General features: G+C 57.6%; 20 protein-coding genes and 1 tRNA gene. 7 read left to right on the top strand and 14 right to left on the bottom strand.

The genetic code is table 11. The features are described 5' to 3' along the window. Positions 1-34 precede the first annotated feature (34 nt). Genes CAURIM_RS06080 through CAURIM_RS06065 form a run of 4 tightly spaced genes read right to left on the bottom strand, consistent with a single transcriptional unit; the run spans position 35 to position 5173 of the window. Positions 35-2131: an ATP-dependent DNA helicase RecG gene (locus CAURIM_RS06080; protein ID WP_201828283.1), complete on the bottom strand. Its 2097-nt coding sequence runs from the start codon at positions 2129-2131 to the stop codon at positions 35-37. Positions 2132-2134: 3 nt separating this feature from the next. Then, on the bottom strand, positions 2135-3553 hold the full coding sequence (locus tag CAURIM_RS06075; RefSeq protein ID WP_201828285.1) for a DAK2 domain-containing protein: 1419 nt from the start codon (positions 3551-3553) through the stop codon (positions 2135-2137). A gap of 10 nt (positions 3554-3563) precedes the next feature. Further along, positions 3564-4172 carry a uracil-DNA glycosylase gene (locus CAURIM_RS06070; RefSeq protein WP_201829587.1) on the bottom strand — a complete coding sequence of 203 codons (609 nt, stop codon included), beginning with the start codon at positions 4170-4172 and terminating at the stop codon, positions 3564-3566. 35 nt (positions 4173-4207) lie between these two features. Beyond that, complete coding sequence (locus tag CAURIM_RS06065; protein WP_201828296.1) at positions 4208-5173, bottom strand: thiamine-phosphate kinase; 966 nt, start codon at positions 5171-5173, stop codon at positions 4208-4210. A gap of 90 nt (positions 5174-5263) precedes the next feature. Here CAURIM_RS06065 and CAURIM_RS06060 point away from each other — a divergent pair, with 90 nt between their 5' ends. Continuing rightward, on the top strand, positions 5264-6178 hold the full coding sequence (locus tag CAURIM_RS06060) for a DUF3515 domain-containing protein (protein ID WP_201828298.1): 915 nt from the start codon (positions 5264-5266) through the stop codon (positions 6176-6178). Positions 6179-6207: 29 nt separating this feature from the next. Here CAURIM_RS06060 and CAURIM_RS06055 read toward each other — a convergent pair whose 3' ends face one another. Together CAURIM_RS06055 and CAURIM_RS06050 are read right to left on the bottom strand one after the other, a co-directional pair. Further along, on the bottom strand, positions 6208-7278 hold the full coding sequence (locus tag CAURIM_RS06055) for a D-alanine--D-alanine ligase family protein (RefSeq protein ID WP_070718575.1): 1071 nt from the start codon (positions 7276-7278) through the stop codon (positions 6208-6210). Positions 7279-7299: 21 nt separating this feature from the next. Further along, positions 7300-8298, bottom strand: a complete 999-nt coding sequence (locus CAURIM_RS06050) for an NAD(P)H-dependent glycerol-3-phosphate dehydrogenase (RefSeq protein WP_070643396.1) — start codon at positions 8296-8298, stop codon at positions 7300-7302. 148 nt (positions 8299-8446) lie between these two features. Between CAURIM_RS06050 and CAURIM_RS06045 the strand changes: the two genes are divergently transcribed. Then, complete coding sequence (locus CAURIM_RS06045) at positions 8447-9445, top strand: NUDIX hydrolase (protein WP_070730312.1); 999 nt, start codon at positions 8447-8449, stop codon at positions 9443-9445. Between the two features lie 49 nt (positions 9446-9494). Here the strand turns inward: CAURIM_RS06045 and CAURIM_RS06040 are convergent, their stop codons facing one another. From CAURIM_RS06040 to leuC, 3 genes are all read right to left on the bottom strand, one after another. Continuing rightward, positions 9495-10379 carry an EI24 domain-containing protein gene (locus CAURIM_RS06040; RefSeq protein ID WP_201828300.1) on the bottom strand — a complete coding sequence of 295 codons (885 nt, stop codon included), beginning with the start codon at positions 10377-10379 and terminating at the stop codon, positions 9495-9497. A gap of 75 nt (positions 10380-10454) precedes the next feature. Further along, positions 10455-11045: a 3-isopropylmalate dehydratase small subunit gene (leuD, locus tag CAURIM_RS06035; RefSeq protein WP_070718583.1), complete on the bottom strand. Its 591-nt coding sequence runs from the start codon at positions 11043-11045 to the stop codon at positions 10455-10457. A gap of 16 nt (positions 11046-11061) precedes the next feature. Next, positions 11062-12504 carry a 3-isopropylmalate dehydratase large subunit gene (gene leuC / locus CAURIM_RS06030; protein WP_201828302.1) on the bottom strand — a complete coding sequence of 481 codons (1443 nt, stop codon included), beginning with the start codon at positions 12502-12504 and terminating at the stop codon, positions 11062-11064. A gap of 48 nt (positions 12505-12552) precedes the next feature. On the opposite strand from leuC, the gene CAURIM_RS06025 reads away from it, so the two are divergent. Beyond that, positions 12553-13266: an IclR family transcriptional regulator gene (locus CAURIM_RS06025; protein WP_070445015.1), complete on the top strand. Its 714-nt coding sequence runs from the start codon at positions 12553-12555 to the stop codon at positions 13264-13266. Positions 13267-13318: 52 nt separating this feature from the next. Here the strand turns inward: CAURIM_RS06025 and CAURIM_RS06020 are convergent, their stop codons facing one another. Continuing rightward, on the bottom strand, positions 13319-14140 hold the full coding sequence (locus tag CAURIM_RS06020) for a chymotrypsin family serine protease (RefSeq protein WP_201828304.1): 822 nt from the start codon (positions 14138-14140) through the stop codon (positions 13319-13321). Positions 14141-14307: 167 nt separating this feature from the next. Here CAURIM_RS06020 and CAURIM_RS06015 point away from each other — a divergent pair, with 167 nt between their 5' ends. Both CAURIM_RS06015 and CAURIM_RS06010 read left to right on the top strand, forming a co-directional pair. Then, positions 14308-14598 carry a hypothetical protein gene (locus CAURIM_RS06015; RefSeq protein ID WP_083313780.1) on the top strand — a complete coding sequence of 97 codons (291 nt, stop codon included), beginning with the start codon at positions 14308-14310 and terminating at the stop codon, positions 14596-14598. 116 nt (positions 14599-14714) lie between these two features. Further along, entirely contained in the window at positions 14715-15422 is a 708-nt protein-coding gene (locus CAURIM_RS06010) for a hypothetical protein (protein WP_236659275.1), read from the top strand. 74 nt (positions 15423-15496) lie between these two features. On the opposite strand, the gene CAURIM_RS06005 is transcribed toward CAURIM_RS06010, so the two are convergent. Next, positions 15497-15569: transfer RNA gene (locus CAURIM_RS06005), tRNA-Glu, on the bottom strand. Between the two features lie 637 nt (positions 15570-16206). On the opposite strand from CAURIM_RS06005, the gene CAURIM_RS06000 reads away from it, so the two are divergent. Continuing rightward, positions 16207-16611: a hypothetical protein gene (locus tag CAURIM_RS06000; RefSeq protein ID WP_070730319.1), complete on the top strand. Its 405-nt coding sequence runs from the start codon at positions 16207-16209 to the stop codon at positions 16609-16611. After that, positions 16604-16933, top strand: coding sequence for a transcriptional regulator (locus CAURIM_RS05995; protein WP_070730320.1), 330 nt, complete (start codon positions 16604-16606; stop codon positions 16931-16933). Before CAURIM_RS06000 ends, CAURIM_RS05995 begins: the two co-directional genes overlap by 8 nt. On the opposite strand, the gene CAURIM_RS05990 is transcribed toward CAURIM_RS05995, so the two are convergent. The 3 genes from CAURIM_RS05990 to CAURIM_RS05980 form a co-directional block, all read right to left on the bottom strand. Further along, entirely contained in the window at positions 16928-17197 is a 270-nt protein-coding gene (locus CAURIM_RS05990; protein ID WP_070730322.1) for an alpha/beta hydrolase, read from the bottom strand. The two genes, CAURIM_RS05995 and CAURIM_RS05990, sit on opposite strands and share 6 nt — an antisense overlap. A gap of 327 nt (positions 17198-17524) precedes the next feature. Further along, entirely contained in the window at positions 17525-20185 is a 2661-nt protein-coding gene (locus CAURIM_RS05985) for a DEAD/DEAH box helicase (protein WP_201828313.1), read from the bottom strand. After that, positions 20182-21153: a HamA C-terminal domain-containing protein gene (locus CAURIM_RS05980; protein WP_070730327.1), complete on the bottom strand. Its 972-nt coding sequence runs from the start codon at positions 21151-21153 to the stop codon at positions 20182-20184. The genes CAURIM_RS05985 and CAURIM_RS05980 overlap by 4 nt, the downstream gene beginning before the upstream one ends. Between the last annotated feature and the right edge of the window lie 17 nt (positions 21154-21170).

The following is a 21170-nucleotide window of genomic DNA, read 5'->3' as shown; positions in this document are numbered from 1 at the left end:
CCCTATCTCCCCTCAGTTTCCCGCGGTGACAAGCCTAGTTTTTCTCCAAAAATCCCTGTTCATCTGCGCTTAGGTTGTGCGTCAGTTCCTCCGCTAATTCAGGGTTACGCTCGACCAACGCGGCGGCATCAGCATGCGTGCGCTCGACGATGTCCCGGTCATTGATGAGGTTCAGCAACTTCAGCGTGCGCTTCGTACCGGATTGCAGTGTTCCTAAGATATCGCCTTCGTGGCGTTGCTGTAGGTCGAGCTCAGCTAGGTCAAAACCAGATGGCGTATCCGCGATAGCTTTGATACGCCGGAAAGACTTGCTATTAGGCTCAGCCGTCGTGTGCAGCAGGCACACCGATTCATTGCCGCCGCGTCCCACGCGCCCGCGCAACTGGTGCAGCTGCGAGACTCCAAAGTTCTCCGATTCCCGGATCAGCATGACGGTGGCATTGGGAACATCGACGCCGACTTCAATGACCGTGGTGGCCACGAGGACATCAATCTCCCCGCGCGCGAAGCTCTCCATTACTTGGTCCTTATCGGGCATTTTGCCGTGGAGCATCTCCACCCGCAGTCCGCGCAAGGGAAGGTTGCGCAGTTGAACCGACATGGTTTCCACACCGCCCTCTCCTTCAATCCGCGGGCAAACGATATAAGCCTGGTGACCCTTGCCTACCTCTTCACGGATGCGCTCGATGGCGCGGCGTACCCACTCCGGCTTCCATTCGGGAACCACCGCGGACAAGATAGGTTTGCGTCCACCGGGTAGCTCCTTGAGCGTCGATACCGCTAGATCACCGAACACCGTCATGGCAATCGTGCGCGGGATAGGTGTCGCAGTCATCACCAACAGGTGCGGGCTGGTTCCCTCCCGAGTTTTGGTGCGCAGGCTATCGCGCTGTTCGACGCCAAAGCGGTGCTGCTCATCCACGATGACGAGGCCCAAATCGAAGAATTCAACGCTGTCCTGGATGATGGCGTGGGTGCCAATCACGATATCGGCCTCGCCAGAGACAATCTCCAACAAAGCTTTGCGTTTCTGCGCCGTCTTCATCGAACCCGTTAGGACCGTGACGGTGACACCTTCGGGAACGCTGGCGCTAATCGACGCCCCATGCTGCGCCGCCAGTACCTCCGTCGGGGCAAGCAGTGCAGCTTGTTTTCCAGCATCAACCGCCTGCAGCATGGCACAGGTGGCAACGAGCGTTTTGCCTGAACCGACCTCACCTTGCAACAGCCGCATCATGGGCGCGGTGCCACACAGATCTGCGTCGATCTCGCCGATGACACGTCGTTGACCGTCAGTCAGCGCGAAGGGTAGCTCGCTGAGCAGCTCATCGCGGTAACCTTCCAGAATTGCCGGCATCGGGGTTGCCGTGCGCGCCTTGACATCGCGCTGACGCAAGGCCATAACTAGGCCCACCGATAGGGCCTCGTTGTACTTGAGGCGCTGGATAGCGCGCTCCGGGCCATTATCACCCGGTTCGTGGATCTCGCGCACGGCTTGATCCAGCGTCACCATCATCCGATAGTCCAGCGGCTCCGGGATCGGTGGGGTGTGCTCGAGCACTTTATGGATAGCGCCCATGATGTACCACGACGTCACCTTTCCGCTAGCCGGGTACACGGGAATCCATTCGCGCTGCAGGAAGGTCTCCAGCGAGCCGAACTGGGAGAGCTTCTTCAGCGAACCTGTCCCCTGCCCAGTAGTGCTATCCAGCAGGGACTCCTGATAGCGGCCGGGGTCGAGGATGAGAAAATCGGGGTGCTGCAAGCTGGGGTATCCCCGGAAGTATTTCAGCTTGCCGGAGAGCATGACGCGCATGCCGCGCCCCAGCACGCGCTGCACGTAGTGCGCATTGAAAAAGGAGGCCTGGACTCCGCTATCCATGTAGAGGATAAACACCACGGCTTTAGATGTGTGTTTAACGCGGAGTTCTTCGATAACGCCAGTGATGGTGACGTGATCACCATCCTCAGCACCGCCGAGGCCCACGTCCTTATTGTGGCGGATGTAGTCGCGCGGATAGTGGCTGAGCAGCTCCCCGCACGTGGTGTATCCGAAGGCGCGCTTGAAAGCCGCGGCATCCTTCTTTGCCAAGATATCCGTCAGTGCGCGGTCATCCTGCCAGCCCAGCATGGTCTACTCCACCCCAATCTCAGTGCGCAGTCCAGGCACGTGCAGAACCACGACATCAACCCCCAACTCTCGGGCTAACTCGTCTTCCTCTAGCTCAAGGCCAGTCAGCACCGTGATCTGCTCGCCGCCATAGCCCAGCTGAGTACGACATGCCGCTAGAATCCCAGCCACGTTTTCTCTATCTGGGTAGGCTACCCGCATGGAGCGGGCAGCGTCCTTCATCGCGGCGAGCACGTCGTCGGTGTGCGCGGAACTCGGCGCATAAACCGAGAGCGCCGCCAGCCCGACTACCAGGGAATCGGTCGGAATGACAGTAGCCTTGCCCGGGTCACCACCGCAGCCATTGGGCAAGAAAAGATCTCCCTCCCCGGCGCTTTGCAGTTCTTCGCCGGGCTTGACGACGTCCGCCCCCGCCTTCTCAAAAAGCTCCCGCGCTGCCTCTTCAGGCACCGCGGCAAAGATACGCCGCTGTGCTCCCCCGCCACCACCAGAATCTTGGCAGCTGGCCGCCTGACCCGTCTGCGGTAGCGCTTCGAGCCGCAGGTTGCTGACCTTTCCCAGGGAATAGGCCTTTTCGATCACGGCCCCCGCCTCAGCGCTATGGATGTGCACGCTGGCGGAGGTTTCCGTCGCCCGTGCAATGACGAGACTATTGCCCAGCGGAGCCAAGGTCTCTTCGATGTCGCCCAGGTTGCCCTCAAAGAAGAAGATGGCTTCGATCTCTGCGAGCTCTTCTCCTGCCTGTGGCTCCCGCACGGCAGGCTCCGCGGAGTAAAGTGGCACCGACTCCGTCAGGGGTTGGCTGGCAGGGTCGGGCCCTGTGACCTGAGTGAGCAAGCACTCGAGCAAAATTACGAAGCCGGTTCCACCGGCATCCACAACGCCGGCTTCGCGCAGGGCCGATAGCTGCGAGGGGGTCTCAGCAAGGGCCTTCCGTGCGGCCTCGACCGCTGCGAGCAAGATGCCGTGAAGCTCGGCCCCAGGCTGCTCGGCAGCCTGATTGGCGGCGATCGCCGCGGCTCGCAGCACGGTAATAATCGTTCCTTCCACCGGTGCGGCAAGCGCGCGGTCCACCAAAGTGACAGCCAAGGTCAAAGCATCGGCGAGTACCGCACCGTCCACGCGCGAATCCGTCGTGGCATCGGCAACCCCCCGCAGCACTTGGGAGAGCACCATCCCCGAATTGCCGCGGGCGCCGCGCACTGAGCCGATGGCCAGGGCTTCGGCCACGTCCACCTCGCCCTTATTGGCCTCCGCCAACGCGGACTCCATGGTGTGCGCCATGTTGGATCCCGTGTCGGAATCGGGCACTGGGAAAACGTTGAGGGCATTGATCTCGGCGCGGCGGCGCTGCAGCTCCTCCACGGTTCGGGAGGCCCACTCGTGGAGGCCACGAGCATCCAACTCAGCGGGATATGACATGCTGGCTAGTCTACAAGCGCCAGTCCACTGCGGGGACGCCACGGGCCTCTAAAGCCGCATTGGCCCGGGAAAAAGGACGCGATCCAAAGAATCCACGCCGCGCTGACAGCGGCGAAGGATGCGGGGAGGTAATGCACTCTGTACCGGGCAGGAAAGCTTGGCAGGCTTGGGCATCGCGGCCCCATAGAATGGCCACGATATCGCGCCCCGCCAGTGCCCTGATGGCGGCCTCGGTAATCGCTTCCCACCCGAGCCTGCGGTGTGAACCGGCCTGGCCCGGGGCCACGGTAAGCACTCGGTTGAGCAGCAGCACTCCTTGCTCAAACCAGGCCCGTAGATCACCATCAGCGCGGCCGGGGATGCCGAGGTCGTCGCCAAGCTCGGCGTAGATATTCTTCAACGAACGCGGGGCCGGCACGCCCGATCGCGTGGAGAAGGACAAACCCATGGCATGCCCCGGCGTGGGATAGGGGTCCTGGCCCACGATGAGCACCCGCACGTCCTCGAGCGGCATAGACAGGGCGGCGAATACATTCTCGGCGGGCGGCAGGAACTCTGCGCCAATCTCGCGCTCAATGCGTGGAAGGTTTTCCTCCAGTGCCTGCCGGATGTAAGGCATCCACGAGTAGTGAATGTGAGAGGTATCAATGTGGCTCACGCGAATCCCTCCCAGCCCTCGCTATAGCGCGGCTCCTCTCCGTCAATGGTCACGCCGCTACCGCGCATCACCCGACCAATTTCCCGGAAACCGGAGGGAGGGGCCTTGTACGTGGTAGCCAACAGCGTGTGGTCCTCGCCGCCGGTTAAGACCCATTCCCAAGGATCGATATCGAGCACCGCGCCGGCGCCAGCCAGCAGCGGGTCAGGGGCAATCGCTCCACGGTCAAGGTCGATGTGCACCCCGGAACGTCCAGCTAAGTGTCCTATATCGCGCACGAGGCCATCCGAGTTATCCGTCATCGAGGTCGAACCGGTTGCCCGCGCGATGACACCACGCCCCGGGGTGAGGGAGGGAGCGCAGTGGGCGTCGACCAAAGGCCAGAATTCTTCTAACTCCGGCGGCAATGCGCGGCCATAGCGTTGCAACAGCGCCAGGCCCGCCCCGGAATACCCAATCTTGCCGTGTGCTACCAACTTCTGGCCCGCCCGGGCACCATCCAGAGTCAGCGCTGCACCACTTCCACCCAGGGAGCCTAACGCCGTGACGTTGATGACCAAGCTCTCACTGCGGGTCAGATCTCCGCCTACGAGCTCCGCGTTATATACCGCGCAGCGCTCAGCGATACCCTGCGCAATCCCCCGCACGAAGTCCACCGAGGTATCTCCCGGGGCGGCAATCGCCAGCAATGCCGCTGTGGGGCGCGCCCCCATCGCCTCAATATCCGCGAAGTTGCGCACAATAGCTTTCTGTCCGATCTCCGCGGCGGTGGACCAGTCCCGCCGGAAGTGCCGACCTTCCACCATCATGTCTGTCGCGGCCACCGTGCGCGAATTGGGTGCTGCCGGGTACAGCACTGCCGCATCGTCGCCGTTGAGCGCGCTCGGGGCTGCAGTGACAATCTCATGGATAACGTGCCGTTCACCGGCTTGATCGAGGGTATGGGACAAACCCACCGTCACGGACTCCTTTTCCTTGCGCGGGCTACACGCCACTCGTGCGCGCCGTCCGCGTTCGTTCTTCTCGGGCTATCAGCGATAGGATAAGCCCCTATGGATACCCAATTTAACCGCACCGCTATTTACATCTCACTCGGGATCTCCATCGCGATGGTCTTCGCGGTGATTTTTGGTGCCAAATACGTATTCACCAGCGCCGCGCAACAGCCAGTGGCGCTGCCTCCCACTCCCTCTGAGGCAGCGGACTCCCCCGAGTGTGCCGCTGTCGTCGATGCGCTGCCGGACAAGCTCATGGGTTACCCGCGCGTCGACTTGGTCGATCCTGCCCCGGCGGGCGCCGCCGCGTGGGCAAAGAACTCGGAGGACAAAGTAACGCTGCGCTGTGGTGTTGACCTGCCGCAGCAGTTTACCGACTACTCCCACACCGTCGAGTCCGACGGCGAATCGTGGCTACAGGTCCTCGACGCCACCCCCGGCTCCACCCTCACGACGTGGTACAGCACCAAGCACACCCCCGCCATCGCGGTGACAACCTCCTCGGAGGAGGCCCACGATGACGCTCCAGAGGGGCTAGAAGCAGCCTTCCAGCAACTAGAAAAGAAGGCACAGAAGGCCAACCCAGCGCCGCTATCGCAGCTCAAGGCTGGACCGGATTCCATGTGTCCCGCTCTAGAAGAGGCCCTGCCGGAAACACTTGCAGAGGGCTATACGCGCCGCGCGGATGTGGGAGATAAGAACACCTGGGTTTATAGCGCACCGGGTCAGGAAGAGATTGTCGTGCGCTGCGGCGTGGCCTCTCCGGAGAACTACCGAGCAGGTGTTCAGCTCCAGCAGGTCAACGACGTCCCGTGGTTCGAAGACACCACGCTGGCGGAGGGCACCACGGCCGGCACATGGTTCGCGCTCGGCCGGGCGGAGGACCTCGCGTTGTCTGCCCCACAGGATGCTGCGAATTCCGCGCTGGTGCGGCTTAGCGACGCCCTCGTGGCAGCCACTCCCTCCCAGTAGGTGTGAGAGGCGCGGCCTACATCGTCACCCTAGGAACGCGCGAGGGCCGTCTGAATAAGGGTGTCGAGCAGCTCGGCATAACCTACCCCTTCCGCAGCAAAGACCTGCGGGTACATAGAAATCGGGGTGAAGCCGGGGAAGGTATTCACTTCGTTGATGCAGTAGGAATCATCACTGACGAAGAAATCCACGCGCGATAGGCCCGAGGCACCCAGCGCCCGGAAAGCCTCAATAGCGCGCTGTCGAAGTTCGGCGGTCAGCTCCTCACTCAACGGAGCAGGAATTGCTGCCGAGACGCCCTCGTCGATGTACTTGGCATCGAAATCATAAAAGCCTTCCTCAGACTCCGTGGTGCCCAAGAGCTTGGCGGGGACAGAGGCCTGGAGGCTGCCGTCGGGGCGTTCAAGAACTCCCACCTCCACCTCGGCGCCGCTGATTTCTGGTTCGATGAGAACCTTGTCATCGGATTCATAGGCCAGGGTTAGTGCTGCTTCAAGGTCTTCCCACGCGGAGACCTTGGACACACCGATGGAGGATCCACCCCGCGCCGGCTTCACAAAGACGGGCAGGCCAAGGCGTTCCTTTTGGGCGTCATTAAGCGTGGCTTCCCCTGTGAGTACTTCTTGCGGCGCTACCGGAAGGCCTTCCGCGACCAGAAGCTTCTTGGTGAACTCCTTGTCCATTCCGACAGCCGAAGCCAATACGCCTGCGCCGACGTAGGGAATCCCGGAAAGTTCAAAGAGGCCCTGCACTGTGCCGTCTTCCCCATAGGGGCCGTGCAGAACTGGGACAATGACATCGACCTCTGTGTAGTGCTCGTGGCGGGTGACATTGTGGATGCGCCCACGCGTGGCAGGGTTGAGGGATAACGCCAGCTCATCGTGCAGTTCTACTTCGGGCAGCCGCCCGTCGACAATGTCGAGTCCCGCGCGGTTGCCCTGCGTCCAGGTGCCTTCCCGCGTGATGCCAATGGGCACGACTTCATACTTTTCCGGATCAAGGTGCTCCATGATTGCGCCGGCGGAAATGCACGACACCGAATGCTCGGAGCTGCGACCGCCGTACACAACGGCAACGCGCACAGGTTTCGCTTCAGTCATACCGAGCAACTTTACTCGGCTTTACTCAGCTTTCTTGGTGCGACCCATCAGAGCAACAATCATGTCGTCGACAGTCACCCCGCGGTGGCACACACCGTAGACCGCTTGGGTAATCGGCATCTCTACGTCTGCGCGCTGCGCCAACCTAAAGATGGAATCAGATGAGATAACACCTTCCGCAACCTGCCCGTTGGTGGCGGCAGTTGCTTCCTCCAGCGTGCCACCCTGGCCGAGGCGATACCCAAAGGTGCGGTTACGCGACAACGTCGAACTGCACGTCGCCACGAGGTCTCCCATGCCTGCTAGACCAGAGAAGGTGAACGGGTCCGCTCCCAGCTTCACTCCTAGGCGAGTAATCTCCGCGAGCCCGCGCGTGATGATGGTGGCCATGGTGTTGTTTCCTAACCCCTTACCCGCCGCCATGCCGCAGGCAAGTGCAATCACGTTTTTGCAGGCGCCGCCGATCTCCGCGCCGATGACATCGGTGTTGGTATAGGGCCGAAAATACGGTGCTGCGGCGGCATGTTGCACGGCCTCGGCACGGGCAGCATCGCTGCAGGCAATCACCGTGGCTGCTGGTTGCTCCTGGGCCACCTCCTTGGCTAGGTTGGGCCCAGAGAGGACCGCGATACGGTCGGAGGAGACACCGGCGGCGTCTGCGATAACTTCGCTCATTAGGTTGAGTGTGGCCTTCTCCACGCCTTTAGAGATCGACACCAAGGTCGCGTCCTCAGGCAAGAGCGGCGCCCACTTTTCCAGGTTTCCGCGCAGCGTCTGGGAGGGAACGCCGAAGATCACAATATCCGCGGCCTGCAGCGTTGTTGCCGGCTCTGTGGAGGCCTTAATCGACTCAGGAAGCGGGAGTTCTGGGAGGTAATCCGGATTCTCGTGGCGCGTGTTGATGGCATTCGCCAATTCCTCGCGGCGCGCCCACAAGCGGACGTCGTTGCCGGCGTCAGCAAAGACTTTTGCCAGCGTGGTTCCCCACGAGCCTGCCCCCATTACTGCCACGTTTGCCATGTGCCACCTCACTCTAGATTCCTCTGCATTGGCTTTTCCCATTAAAGCACGCCTGGCATTCCTGCACGCTCGGCGCGTAAGGCTGCATCGCGACGGCGAGTGGAGGAAGATAGAGAAGGTTGAAAGCTACCGGCGCAAAAGGAGCAGCATGCCCAAGGCAAAGAACATGCACGAGACGGACAAAGACATTCGCTCGGAAGTCTTCATTTCCGGACGCCACCAGGAGATCCCCGTCGATCCGGCAGAAGAATTCAAGCGCACGACGCTTGCCGCCGGCGCGGTTCTCTGGCGTGGCGACCCGCACGATCCGGAGGTTGCACTTATCCACCGCCCCCACTATGACGATTGGTCGCTGCCCAAGGGCAAGGTCGATCCGGGCGAATCGCTCCCCGCGACCGCCGCGCGCGAGATCTTCGAGGAAACCGGTTACTCCGTGCGCCTAGGCAAGCTCATCGGCAAGGTGGCCTACCCGGTGCAAGGCCGCACGAAGGTGGTCTACTACTGGCTGGCCCGTGTACTCGACGGTGAGTACACCCCGAATGAAGAGACCGATGAGCTGCGTTGGATGAAGATCGCCGAGGCCAGCTCATTACTCTCCTACGACGTTGATGCCCAGGTGCTAGGCAAGGCACACAAGCGTCTGCGCCTTGCGCCTACGACCCGCGTTCTTTATGTGCGCCATGCACGCGCACACCAGCGCCGCTCGTGGGAAGGCGATGATGACCTGCGCCCGCTGGATAAAAAGGGGCGCCGCCAAGCGGAGATGCTCGTGCCGATGCTCACGCCATTTCATCCGACCGCCATTTATAGCGCTCCGCCGCAGCGTTGCCAGCACACCGCTGCCCGGCTGGCCGATGAACTCGGCATGGACATCGCCGTGAATAAAGCATTCGGCGATGATGTCTTTGCTGAATCGCCCGACGACGCACGCGCCGCCTTCCAGCGCGTGGTCGACGGCGGCGGTGTTCCGGTTATCGTCAGCCAAGGGCTGACCATCCCCGGCATCATCGAGTCCTACGCGCCGAAGTTCCTTAAAAAGTCGATCGATGAGCTCAAGTTCAAGAAGGCTTCGGTATGGGTTCTTTCCTTCAACGACGGTGAGCTTACCGGGGCGGACTACTTGGCTAGCCCGCTTCCTGTGCGCTAAGTACGGCATCGCCGCCGTCTCTCAGGAACTTCAGTGCTGCCCTGCTGTCTTATTCCCACCGCGCTGCAGGGCGGCGCTGCATAGCGCGAGTGAAAAGGACCATCCCGAGCGCCCAGATCGGATAGGCGGCAAGGAAGCCGACTATGGGAATAAAGACAAGCAAGCTCGCGATGAGGGAGCAGACCAAGATAAAGAGCAGCGACTGCCCTAGATTCTCCATGACCAGGTTGAGGGCCTCTCGGAAGCAGTCCATGAGAGGCTTATCAGGGTTATCCGCCTTAATCACGGGCGCTGGCCACAGGAGCGCAAAGAGAATCAGACCAGGGAAGCCGCCCGCAATAGATCCGAGCATTACCAAAGTAAAGAAGCAGGCATAGACGCCGGCGCAACCACTCAGCTGGGCAAACCTAAAGTAGTCGCGGAAGGTGACCTGCTCCCCATCAGCGATCTTCCGGGAACCATTAAAGAGGTTCGCCATTAGCCAGAAAAGATAAGCGAAGGCGACTAGCCCCATGACAACCATGAGAGGGATCCCGACGGTAGGCACCAAAGGCTCAATGTCCGTGCCGTTTTCTTCCATTACTGCGAAGATGCCGCCTACAGCGGTACTCGGAACAAGAAGAAGAGCAAAAGTGATGATGAAATGCACCAGCATGGCCAACATCCCTGGCACAGGCTGCTTCAGGTAGCCCTTGAATGATTGGCCCACAATATCCATGGCGTCGATGGGTTGGGCGGGCGCCCCGCCTGGTGGATTTCCAGCCCAGGCGCCAGGCTGGCGCTCACCGTAGCTGCTGGACTGCTGATAACCGTAGTTCCCTGGCTGTTGATAGCCATACCCCGAAGTGTTGTGATAGCCATACCCGCCATACCCGCCTGCGCCGCCGAACTGATTGCCTCTGTCTCCGCTAAAGCTTTGATAAGGATTGCTCATGCCGAGGATGTTAACGGCGCTATGTGCACCGCGCCACAGGAGGCGGGGAATGCTCCCACACCTTTATTGCTCACGTTAAGATGCTACGACGCGGGGCTTGAACGCGGGGCGCGTGGATTCGAAAGCCTCGATATCGGCCTCATTGCGCAGGGTCAGACCGATATCATCGAGCCCCTCCATAAGGCGCCAGCGAGTGTAATCATCGATCTCAAAGGTGTAGCTATTGCCGCCGACGGTAACCGTCCGCGATTCCAAATCGACGGTGGTTTCGGTCTCGCCGGCCTCCAACTGTTTCCAGATGAGCTCGATGTCTTCTTGTTCCATGAGCCCCGTCAGCAGGCCAGCCTTTCCGGAATTGCCGCGAAAAATATCGGCGAAGCGTGAAGAAAACACCGCCTTGAATCCATACTCGGCAAGCGCCCATACTGCGTGCTCACGAGAGGACCCGGTACCAAAGTCCGGCCCCGCGAAAAGCACAGAGCCTTCCCTGAACGGTTCCTGATTGAGAATAAAGTTGTGATCGCTGCGCCAGTTAGAAAACAGACCGTCGGCAAAGCCGGTGCGTTTAACGGACTTGAGGTAGCGCGCCGGAATAATCTGGTCAGTATCCACATTGGATACTCGCAGCGGAACGCCGATGCCAGTATGAGTTACGAACTTCTCCATTGTCTTCTCCCTTTCCTTAAGCGCCGGCCACGGCGGCATCGACGATATCTGCTGGTGCGGCCAGGTGGCCCAGGACTGCTGTCGCCGCGGCAACGGCCGGGGACACCAGGTGGGTGCGGCCGCCTGGCCCTTGGCGGCCCTCAAAGTTCCGGTTGCTTGTCGACGCCGACCTCTCCCCCGGCTTCAACTGGTCCGGGTTCATGCCCAGGCACATCGAGCAACCAGCGGTTCGCCATTCAGCACCAAAATCGGTGAAAATCTTATCCAAGCCTTCTTCCTCCGCTTGTGCCTTGACCACGGCCGATGACGGAACCACCATCATGCGGGTATCAGCCGCGATACTGCGCCCTTTGACTACCTCAGCGGCTGCGCGCAGGTCTTCGATGCGAGCGTTCGTGCAGGAACCCAGGAAGACAGTGTCGATCTGGATATCGCGAAGCGGCGTGCCAGGCTCCAGGTCCATGTACGCCAAGGCCTTCTCGACTGCAGCCTTCTCACCGTCGTCACCGCACTCCTCCGGGTCGGGCACCACAGCGCTCAGCGGCAAGCCCTGTCCCGGGTTCGTGCCCCAAGTGACAAACGGGGTGAGGGCGGAGCCGTCGATCTCCACGACGGTATCAAACTCGGCGCCTTCGTCAGTCGGCAGCGTCTTCCAGTAGTCAACCGCTGCGTCCCAGTCTTCGCCCTGCGGGGCGAACTCGCGGCCCTTGACGTACTCAAAGGTGGTTTCATCCGGAGCCACCATGCCAGCGCGGGCACCAGCCTCGATGGACATGTTACAGATCGTCATGCGCGCTTCCATCGACATTTTGCGAATGGCCTCGCCGCGGTACTCGATAATGTGGCCCTGGCCGCCGCCGGTGCCAATCTTGGCGATGATAGCCAGAATCAAGTCCTTGGCCGAAACGCCTTCCGCCAGCTCTCCGCTAACCTCGATAGCCATCGTCTTGAAAGGCTTGAGCGAAAGCGTCTGGGTGGCCATGACGTGCTCAACCTCGGAGGTACCGATGCCCATGGCAATGGAGCCGAAGGCGCCATGCGTCGAGGTGTGCGAGTCACCACACACAATGGTCATGCCGGGCTGGGTAATTCCCAGCTGGGGGCCTACGGTGTGAACGATGCCTTGCTTAGCATCACCCATCGAATGCAAGCGCACACCGAACTCTTCACAGTTCTTGCGCAGGGTAGATACCTGCGTGCGGGAGACCTCATCTTTAATTTCTAAAAGGTTGCCGGTCTTAATTCCGACGGTGGGCACGTTATGGTCTTCAGTGGCCAGGTGCAGCTCAGGGTGACGCATAGTGCGACCGGCCAAGCGAAGACCGTCGAAAGCCTGGGGGCTGGTAACTTCGTGCAGGAGCTGAAAGTCAATATAGATAAGATCGGGCTCGCCGCCCTCGCCCTTGCGCACAACGTGGTCGCGCCATACCTTCTCTGCGAGTGTCAGTTTCTCAGTCATGTATCTCTCCACTTGAAATCTCAATTAATGGGACGTAGATTTCATTATATGGGAGAGTATAGCGCAGTATCAGGAATTAAGGTATTGGATCGCGCAGTAGCCATCATGATGGCCGCGACCAACCGCCCCTCCACGCTCAATGAGCTGTGTGAGACCACCGGCCTACCCCGGGCAACCGCACACCGTCTCGCCACAGCGCTCGAGGCACACCGGATCCTTACCCGCACGCCCGACGGTAAGTGGGGTGCGGGTCCCGCCCTTCCCGGCAACCGGGATCGAATCATCGAGACCGCCGGCCCCATCATGGAGGAGCTTCTCGACGCCACAGGCGAATCCGTCCAGCTATACGAACTCTCGGGAACCACCCGCACCTGCATTGCCACACGCGAGCCAGAAATTGGACTACACAACGTGGTCCCTGTAGGCCGCCAGCTCCCGCTCACCTCCGGCTCCGCCGCTAGAATCTTCGCAGCTTTTGCCGATGTACACGTTGAAGATGCCATTTTCAGCGAGCACGATGTCGAGCTCGCACGCACCAACGGTTATTCCGAATCCATCGAGGAACGCGAGTCCAACCTCGCCTCCATCTCCGCACCAGTTTTCGACGGCGCCGGAAACTTCATCGCCGCGCTCTCCATTTCCGGTTCGGCCGAGCGCTTCCGCCCCTCCCCAGCGGAGAAATTTGCTGACGTACTAGTTAGCGCTTCTAACCGCTTGAGTGCAGCCCTTTCCAACAGCGCACCGAACAATGGCAACCGCTAAGAACGCCGACGGCTAGGCCTGCAAACTCCGGCCCCAGACACCCCAGATACCTCTAAATACTCAAACCAAAATACATCGCGAGGCCACGCAGTCCTTCTGGGCCCGCGCTGCTTGTCGAGGACAACGCCTCACCCTTTTCCTGCGCCACCCGGATTGGATTTCCCGGTTCCCGGTTGGGACGTCGCGGCACCCAACCTTGGTGCGGCAGGCGCGCCAGTTCATCCGCGTGTGGCATCCGTGCATAGTTTGAGAAAATTACCGTCCGGCCTTCTCGATTGGTCTGGGTAATCCCCTGGTAAATACCCACCACACCTGGCTGCCCAGGAACGGAGACTGCTCCACCGCTATCCCCTGGCACCAGCGACACGTCGACCGCATAGTTCATTCCAGGAAAGAGGCCTGGCCCCCGCACCGCAGTACCGCATTGACGCGACGTGGCCTGCCCGTCGAAGCACACAGTTGCTCCTTCGCCTGGGACCGGCGCCATGCCATCCCCTGTCAGGGGGTTTCCGGCCGAGTACGTTCCGCCGGCGAACTGAATATAGGCCAAGTCATGCCCTGCCGCCCCAGAAGGCTTGAACCAACGCAAGGTTCCTACGTGCTGGCCCGCTTCGTTATACATCTGCTCCCCGTTATACATCTGCTCCCCGTTGAGACCGCAGTGGGCCGAGGTCCACGCCCGGCTAGCCTCAACATAACCGACACTGCACAAGGTGCCATCAGCAGCAGCAACCTTTTGCCCCTGCCTCACCGGCACACCCTCGGCAGCCGTTGCGGGGGTAGCAAGAGCAATGGCTAGCGAGCATGCACCAACCACAGAACCAAGGCCGGAAGCAAAAAGCGAAAGGCGACGCTGAGGAGACTTATTCATCATACTTTCACTCTAGCCTGTTTCACCCCACATACACCTCACGCCCCGCACGTCACTCTACTAACACCCCCTAGCACCCCCACTATTGAAACTGAGTTGAAAACACGCTTTACTGACAGTGACAGCTACTGAAAACTGATTGAAAATCCCCAGCCTTTCAAGGAGGAGTCATGACCCACACCATTCACGACGAGCACACGCACACCCACGGCGAAGGCTGTGGCCACGTCGCATTCCCGCACGGCGATCACACTGACTACGTCCACGATGGCCACATCCACCGCGAGCATGAAGGCCACTGGGACGAGTGCGAGACATCCGAGCACACCGTTCACGAGGGCCACGACCACGAGCACGGCGAAGGCTGCGGCCACGTAGCCGTCCCGCACGGCGATCACGTGGACTACCTGCACGATGGCCACCGCCACGCAGCGCATGATGGCCACTGGGATTGCCACTAAGAGCACTCCGGATTCCGTTTTTCTGAGCTGCCTAGCCCGCGCCCACGATGCCGGGCTTGGGCAGCTCTCCCCGTTTTCTCCAGCGCATCTCGGCACATCCCGTTAGGGTGGAACTTATGACTTCCACGCGCACCCTCCGACCCGTCGCAGCTTTTGCAGCCATAGCCACCGCCGGTGTTTTAACGGTTGGATGCTCCACGTCATCCGACATGGCAGCATCGTCAGGCCCGGGCGAAGTATCGGGTGAGCCAACTTTCGAGAACACATACCCAGCCTTTCAGCCGCTCAATGATGACGCTGAACTTCACGTTCCCAACTCCGCCGACGAAGGAGCCCCATCCGGCCCCGAACCGACATTGCCCGGCACCGCAGCCGATCAGCCTGGGGGCCAGCCTCAACAGCCGGATACTCAAGCGCAGAGTGTGCAAGGGGCCCAACCAGGCGCAGGCCAGCACCAGACCGCTCAGGCTGCAAAGATGTCCACCTACAATAGCCTCTCCGGACAGCTTCCCCAAGGCGAAGCCAACGGCGCAGCAGTCAACGTTCACGGCACACCCGCCACGGTGTGCCAGATGGGCGATGGCTATAACATCGCCTTCGTCATGGCCGGCGCAAACACTAGTTGCGATTTTGCGCGCTCCACAGCCGGCCGCTTGATGACCTTAGCCCCAAGCTCCCAGGATGACCTCCGCGCCTATATCCCCGCACAGGTAACCGTCAACAGCTCGGTCACACAGCAGAACTACTCATTGACGTGCAACATTGATGAGCACGAGGTGATTCGCTGCACGGGCGGTAATAGCGCTGAAGTCCTCATTGTCTAGACTCCAGACCGCTAACCCATAACCCGATCAGGAAAGAGGGCGACAGCTATATAGCTTGTCGCCCTCTTTATTTGTACCCCGTACGGGATTTGAACCCGTGTTACCGGCGTGAGAGGCCGGCGTCCTAGGCCGCTAGACGAACGGGGCTCGCTTAGCTGTCCGTTTCGGACTTGCTAAACACTATAGGATCCCCGAAAGATTGCACAAATCGGCAGGTAACGGACCCTTTTTACACAGATAAAATCCCGAACCTCGTTGCCACTTATGGCTGCGATGTAAACTTCGACTCTCAAGGCCTAGGTGCGGATCGAATCAGTGGTTATTCCGCTGGCGTGCCGTTGGCTGCTGGGGCCGGAGCACTAGTTAGTCATCGCTGGAGGTTCGGGAGGACACGTGCGCTAACAGCATGCGATGCAAGGCTCCTACTTCGCTCGAGTGTTGGCTTTAAGAAGTTGTGGATTATGGCGATGCCGCCTTGTATTATCTGCTAGAGTCGCGTCGGCGATAGTGATGATTTTCAACTTCCGCCATCCGCTCTCCTTTCTGTCGGGAATGCGTTGTACCTGCAGTGTATGGCCAGAAAAGGCATACCGGTAGGACTTAGACCAATTGGCCACTGGTCCACCCCCTGGTACTCCACCGCCCCTCCCGTCCACCTCGCCGAAGATGCACACCGGTATGGGGTAAAACCAGACCACTCAGATGTCACGAGAAGCCACGCCCCTTTACTTGCATCTAGTGCAAGCGTTACACTTGCACTAGATGCAAGTAAAGGAGGCACATCATGAACAGCGACCTTAAAGTCATTGGAGAGGTTCAACAGCGCACAGCTTGGAAGCAGAGCGGGTGGGCGGTAGCACTTGTAGCGCTCGGCATCGGCAGTAGCCTCGCATTCTCTAAGCTGTCGTGGTGGTACACCCTCGCAATCCTCCTACCGACCTTCATTCTCGGCTACCTCCTCAAGGACAAACTCGCGAACCCTTTTGTTCGCCCCAATCCCAACATGGGGCCAAGGAACGATCGCGCCACGTGGTCACGCGTACTGCTTCCCGCCGCAATGATTTTCTCCACCACGCCGACACCTGATACATGGCCATGGATGATCACCAGCGGGGTCGTCGTTTCCGCAGCGATGGCTTGGATGCTCTACGAGAACCGCAACGCGGCCATAAAGGGATCAAATGCCTAAGGACGCACCCAACCAATCCCCTGAGCTGGATCCAGTTATCCACCCGATTAAACGACTCAAGATCTGCGCTACACTCTACTCCGCTGGCGCCACCGGAGACCGGCAAATGAAGTACAGTACGCTCGCCGAGTTGACCGAGCTCCCCGCCGATACGCTTTCCAAGCAGCTAAAGCACCTCGAAGGCTGCGGCTATATTAGCCGCGCCCGAGAGTACGGTTCTACCCGCGCCAAGGACACCGTGTGGGTCACGCTTACTGAGGCAGGCGCACAAGCTTACGTGCAGCACGTGAAGGCGCTCAAAGCCATGACTGAGGGCCTATAGGCTGCGCAGCCATTGCGCTATGCGATCCCCCAGCTGTGGAAACTCGGTATAGCCGTCACTCTCAAGGAAATGTCCAGCGCCGTGGATGGTGATGGGCGCGGCCGAGAGGGCGTCGGCAAGCTGCTGCGTGAGGGAAGGGTCCACCAGGACATCATTAGTGGACACGAAGACCTCTGCGTGAGCGATGTGGGGTTTGACAGCAGGTCCAACTACCCGGAACACGACAGTACCGAGTTCCCAGAACACCGGTACCAAAACTCGCATATGACACCAATCATCACGCAACATATACGAGGTACTGCCAAGCGCCGTCGAACACTTCAAAACTACTAATCTACCAGGGTTAATGAGATAAAATCTAAGTCGAAAATCCAGGCGGTGTCCGAGGGGAGATTACTCCACTTTGGAGACAGCTCCATCGTGAAGCGAGCAAAGCGGGCGCTATTTACACGACGAGACGGGTCGCACAGGTCTCAGATGGGACTTTAGCAGTTGGTCGATCGAGTCGCGTGCTGGAACAAGCGAGGGAGAGGCTCCGGACCCGATCACTATAGTTCGACAGAATCGCTATCAATCCGGAAGAGACCAGTCCTAAGACACCCTTGTCCCCAGTAAGTGAATCGTCTCCTCTCGGAGCTCGTCACTTAGATTCTGATCGAGAGTGATCGCCTCCACATTTAGATGCGCAATTTTTCCCTCTACAGACAACTGAAGGTGTTGAGGTCCTTTCCTCCAAAGTTCAGATGCAGAGTCTCTCGTGTATCCGATTTGCTGAAGCTCTATCCCTACCGGGCTAGTGGTGCCAAACTCAATCAAGACAGAAAGATCAAGTCCGGCATTCTCCTCGCCCAATAGACTGACACAAATGTCGTAGTAATTCTTCAAATATATAGGAATTCGAAATCCTACACCATACTCAAGATTGCTGAGGGTTTCGTCAATAATGTGATTGATATGAATTTTAGAATTCGGATCAAAAACAGATCTTTGGTAGGGATTCCCACCTCCCGCGCCATAAATTACGCCTGACTTCTCTGCGTAAGCAATTGACCGAGAAATCAATGCGCTTACCGGAAGACCTTTTATCCAATGGTGAGTTAAGCTTGCCCAGTACTTAAGCCGCCTGACACGTTCTGCGTCATCTGCATTCTTCCGAAATAGGTCGCGACTACCTGAAGACTCTTTGTCTTTCCAGTCGTACACTCTATTCAGAGTGTCAAGCATCCTTAAGATGCTATCAAAAGATATTTCCTCAACAGAACTTATAACGTACGGATCCCCAGAATTCTTTAAAAGTCGATATACGCGGTCCTGAGTTAGAGGTTCAATTTCGGGAGAACGTCGTACAGTATCTACACTCACTTCAAGTGAATCGTTGACCTCTTTGAGAAGTTTAGACCCATCTTTCACCTTTTCATTGAAGTTCTGCGAAAGAAGCGAGGCATGACTCTTTTGAGTTTGAGCCAGTAAAATCGTTGCATATTTCTCGGCGGATTGCCGATCGCTCCTGGTCCCACTGACCGATCTCCCCTGAAGGACTTTAGCGATATCGGTATAATTTTTTCTTCCCTTCGACTCCGGGGGAGGTACCATAAAGCTCGTTACCTCGATCGGGGATGTTATCGGAATCTGCAGGTCGGGATCCTTCCATGTCGCGTCATCTGCCCTGATGCAAATGACATTGCCTTGAAAGTCTTCAGTTAACCTACCTGCACGGCCTGCCAAGTTCTCGAAGTCTAGCTTTCCGAAAGAACTACGACCTCCCCCGTATTTATCAGTGAGGATAAATATGTTCTTTGCAGGAAGGTTCACTCCTTCAAGGAGCGTCGACGTGCAGAATAGAAAGTCGATCCCAGATGTTTCACTCTTAAATACGCTTTCAATGTCCTCTCGGATCGCAACCGGCATTTTCCCATGATGAAAAGCAACGCCTCGCTTAAGTACATCAATGAGGTAGTATTGTGGATGAATCTCTCTACCAATCCGTTCAATAAGTCGATGGACCTGTTGAGAGATTTCTACATTCTCTTCCCCAGCGAATGAGAGGGCATGATTGACCACTTTAGAGGGAGTATTTGCGTAAACGAGTGACTTAGCCCCATTCGCCCAAAACTTTACTGCCTCGTCAGGAGCCCAAGACATTTGATCTACTGACTCAACGAGTATCCGTTCAGATTCTAAGTCCGACGAGAAATACGACGCCTCTCTATCAATGAAATCTACATAGAATCTTTGCTGGGTGACTGTCCGCTCTCGCACAACCATGCTTCCGCCAGTAGATTTTCCGAAAAGCTCAAGAAAGAGCTCTGGGTTGCTCAAGCTCGGCGAAGAGAAGATTAGTTTAGTCGCAAAGCTTCGAACGGTTTCATCGATTGCATAGTAGAAGAGGGGGCTGCGCGAGTCATTCTCCGCTACGATTTTATGGGCCTCGTCAACAATAAGTAGCTTGATGGAGCGATTCGGCGCATTGAGGAAGCGAATCAGCCGTTCTGGAGTAAACACAAATACGGTGGTCGCAAAAAGCCTTTTCATTATCTCTGGCTGATCTGGATATATGGCTACGTTTACCGTAGGAAGAGCCTCCAGTAGTTTTCTCAAGTCGTTTGCCGTTTGGGCGACAAGCGCATTTGTGGGGACCAAGAAGATCACACAAGCATCTGCGAGCTGTGGTTTTTGCACCTCTACTTTCAAGAAATTCTTGATTACAAATGATTTTCCAAGCGACGTTGGCCCAGAGAAACTGTAGAAATCCACACACTCCATAGCGGTTGCAATTTCGTATTGAGCATCCGTTAGTACGCTCGACCTGTCAGAAGTTCTTTGGTGAAATTCTTTGAAGCCTCGAGCAAATAGCCGCTCAGCTGGAACTTGGTAACCGTCGCTCTCATCAGACTCCTCTAGCTTGCGAAGTCCTGGAAAATTTCCCAGAACCGAGAACACAGCAATGGAAAATGCTTCTAGCCGTTGGAGTGATTCAGCATCTAGTTGTTGCTGTTCTTTAAGTTCTTGAAACATTGCAATTAAGGCGTATGCACGTTCACGATGCTCGGCCTTGTCTGAATGCGAGAGGATATCCGCGAACCGTAGACCAGGTGCAATGAGGCGATGCAAAGGCTCATCAGTGATTTTATGAGTAAGAAAATACTCCGCAACGATGGCTTCTGCTCGTTGAACCAAGTCAACGTAGTCGGGCCTCGCAAGAATGATTCTACCAAGTCTCGTAGCGACAGTTTCAGTATCTTTCGACATCATCCCTTCCCCCACCGAAGTCGTTGCTGAAGATCTTTACGCACCTTGTCGACACCGTGCGTCTCTGCTCCGACTGTTCTTTTCAAGAAGGGCATAGCAAATATATGGAAATTTGTTGCACCAAGCTGATACTTCCGAATCTGCTTCTGAATATCATTGGTTTTTGCCTGTACCGCATTTTGCGCCCGGATTCTAAATTCGGTCTCGATTTGGTCATCGTCATGTAGAGAAAGATCGAAGTCGTCGACGTCAAGATCAAAGGTCACTAGAACACCAAAAGAATTGACGAGCTTAATACGCTGAGTCGCACCCGGTTCTGGAATAAGAATAGCTTCTAGCGCTTTGAGCTGTTCATCATTAACAGCCTCTTTCATTAGTTGACTGGATACCAGTGACGTATCGTCTCTAAATGAAGTATCCTTCACACTACTCATTGATTCAAAGGCTTTCGAAATTGCACCACCAAGATCTCCATGCATTTTTGACTCGCCAAACACTAGTTGGTATTCATCATCTCTCACTCTGAGTAGGTGTAATCCATCCGCGCCAAATACTGGCATTTTGTTATTGGTTTTGATTTCCATTTTACTTAGAATCTTTGGAGCACCGACAACCTCTTCAAGTAGTGCATACAGGATCATTTCGCCGCCTTCGCCATTTGTAGCGTTCGGCTCTTGAAACTTTGCTTTAATATCCTCCGCCCAGGCCATGGCGTTATTCGGATCGATGGCCAAATCAGCAAGATACCTTTCGTATTCTCTCCTTGATAGGACGTAGCCAATGCTAGCCTTCGACAGATAGTCGAACATTTCGTCTAGGATAAATTCGCCACTTTCTATCCGTAAAACGGATAGTTTGCATTCAGTTCTAGGGTTGATATCGATGTCGACCGAATCATAAAAGAGGTCGGAAAACCTAGTGTTCTGTTTTAATGTTGGACCTATAACATTCAAGATGGCATCGCCCCTCATTTGCTTTCTCCTCTCTT

This window comes from Corynebacterium aurimucosum (assembly GCF_030408555.1).
GTDB classification, from domain to species: domain Bacteria; phylum Actinomycetota; class Actinomycetes; order Mycobacteriales; family Mycobacteriaceae; genus Corynebacterium; species Corynebacterium aurimucosum.
The sequence above is the reverse complement of the archived record's forward strand: the minus strand, read 5'-3'. Positions and strand labels throughout refer to the sequence as shown.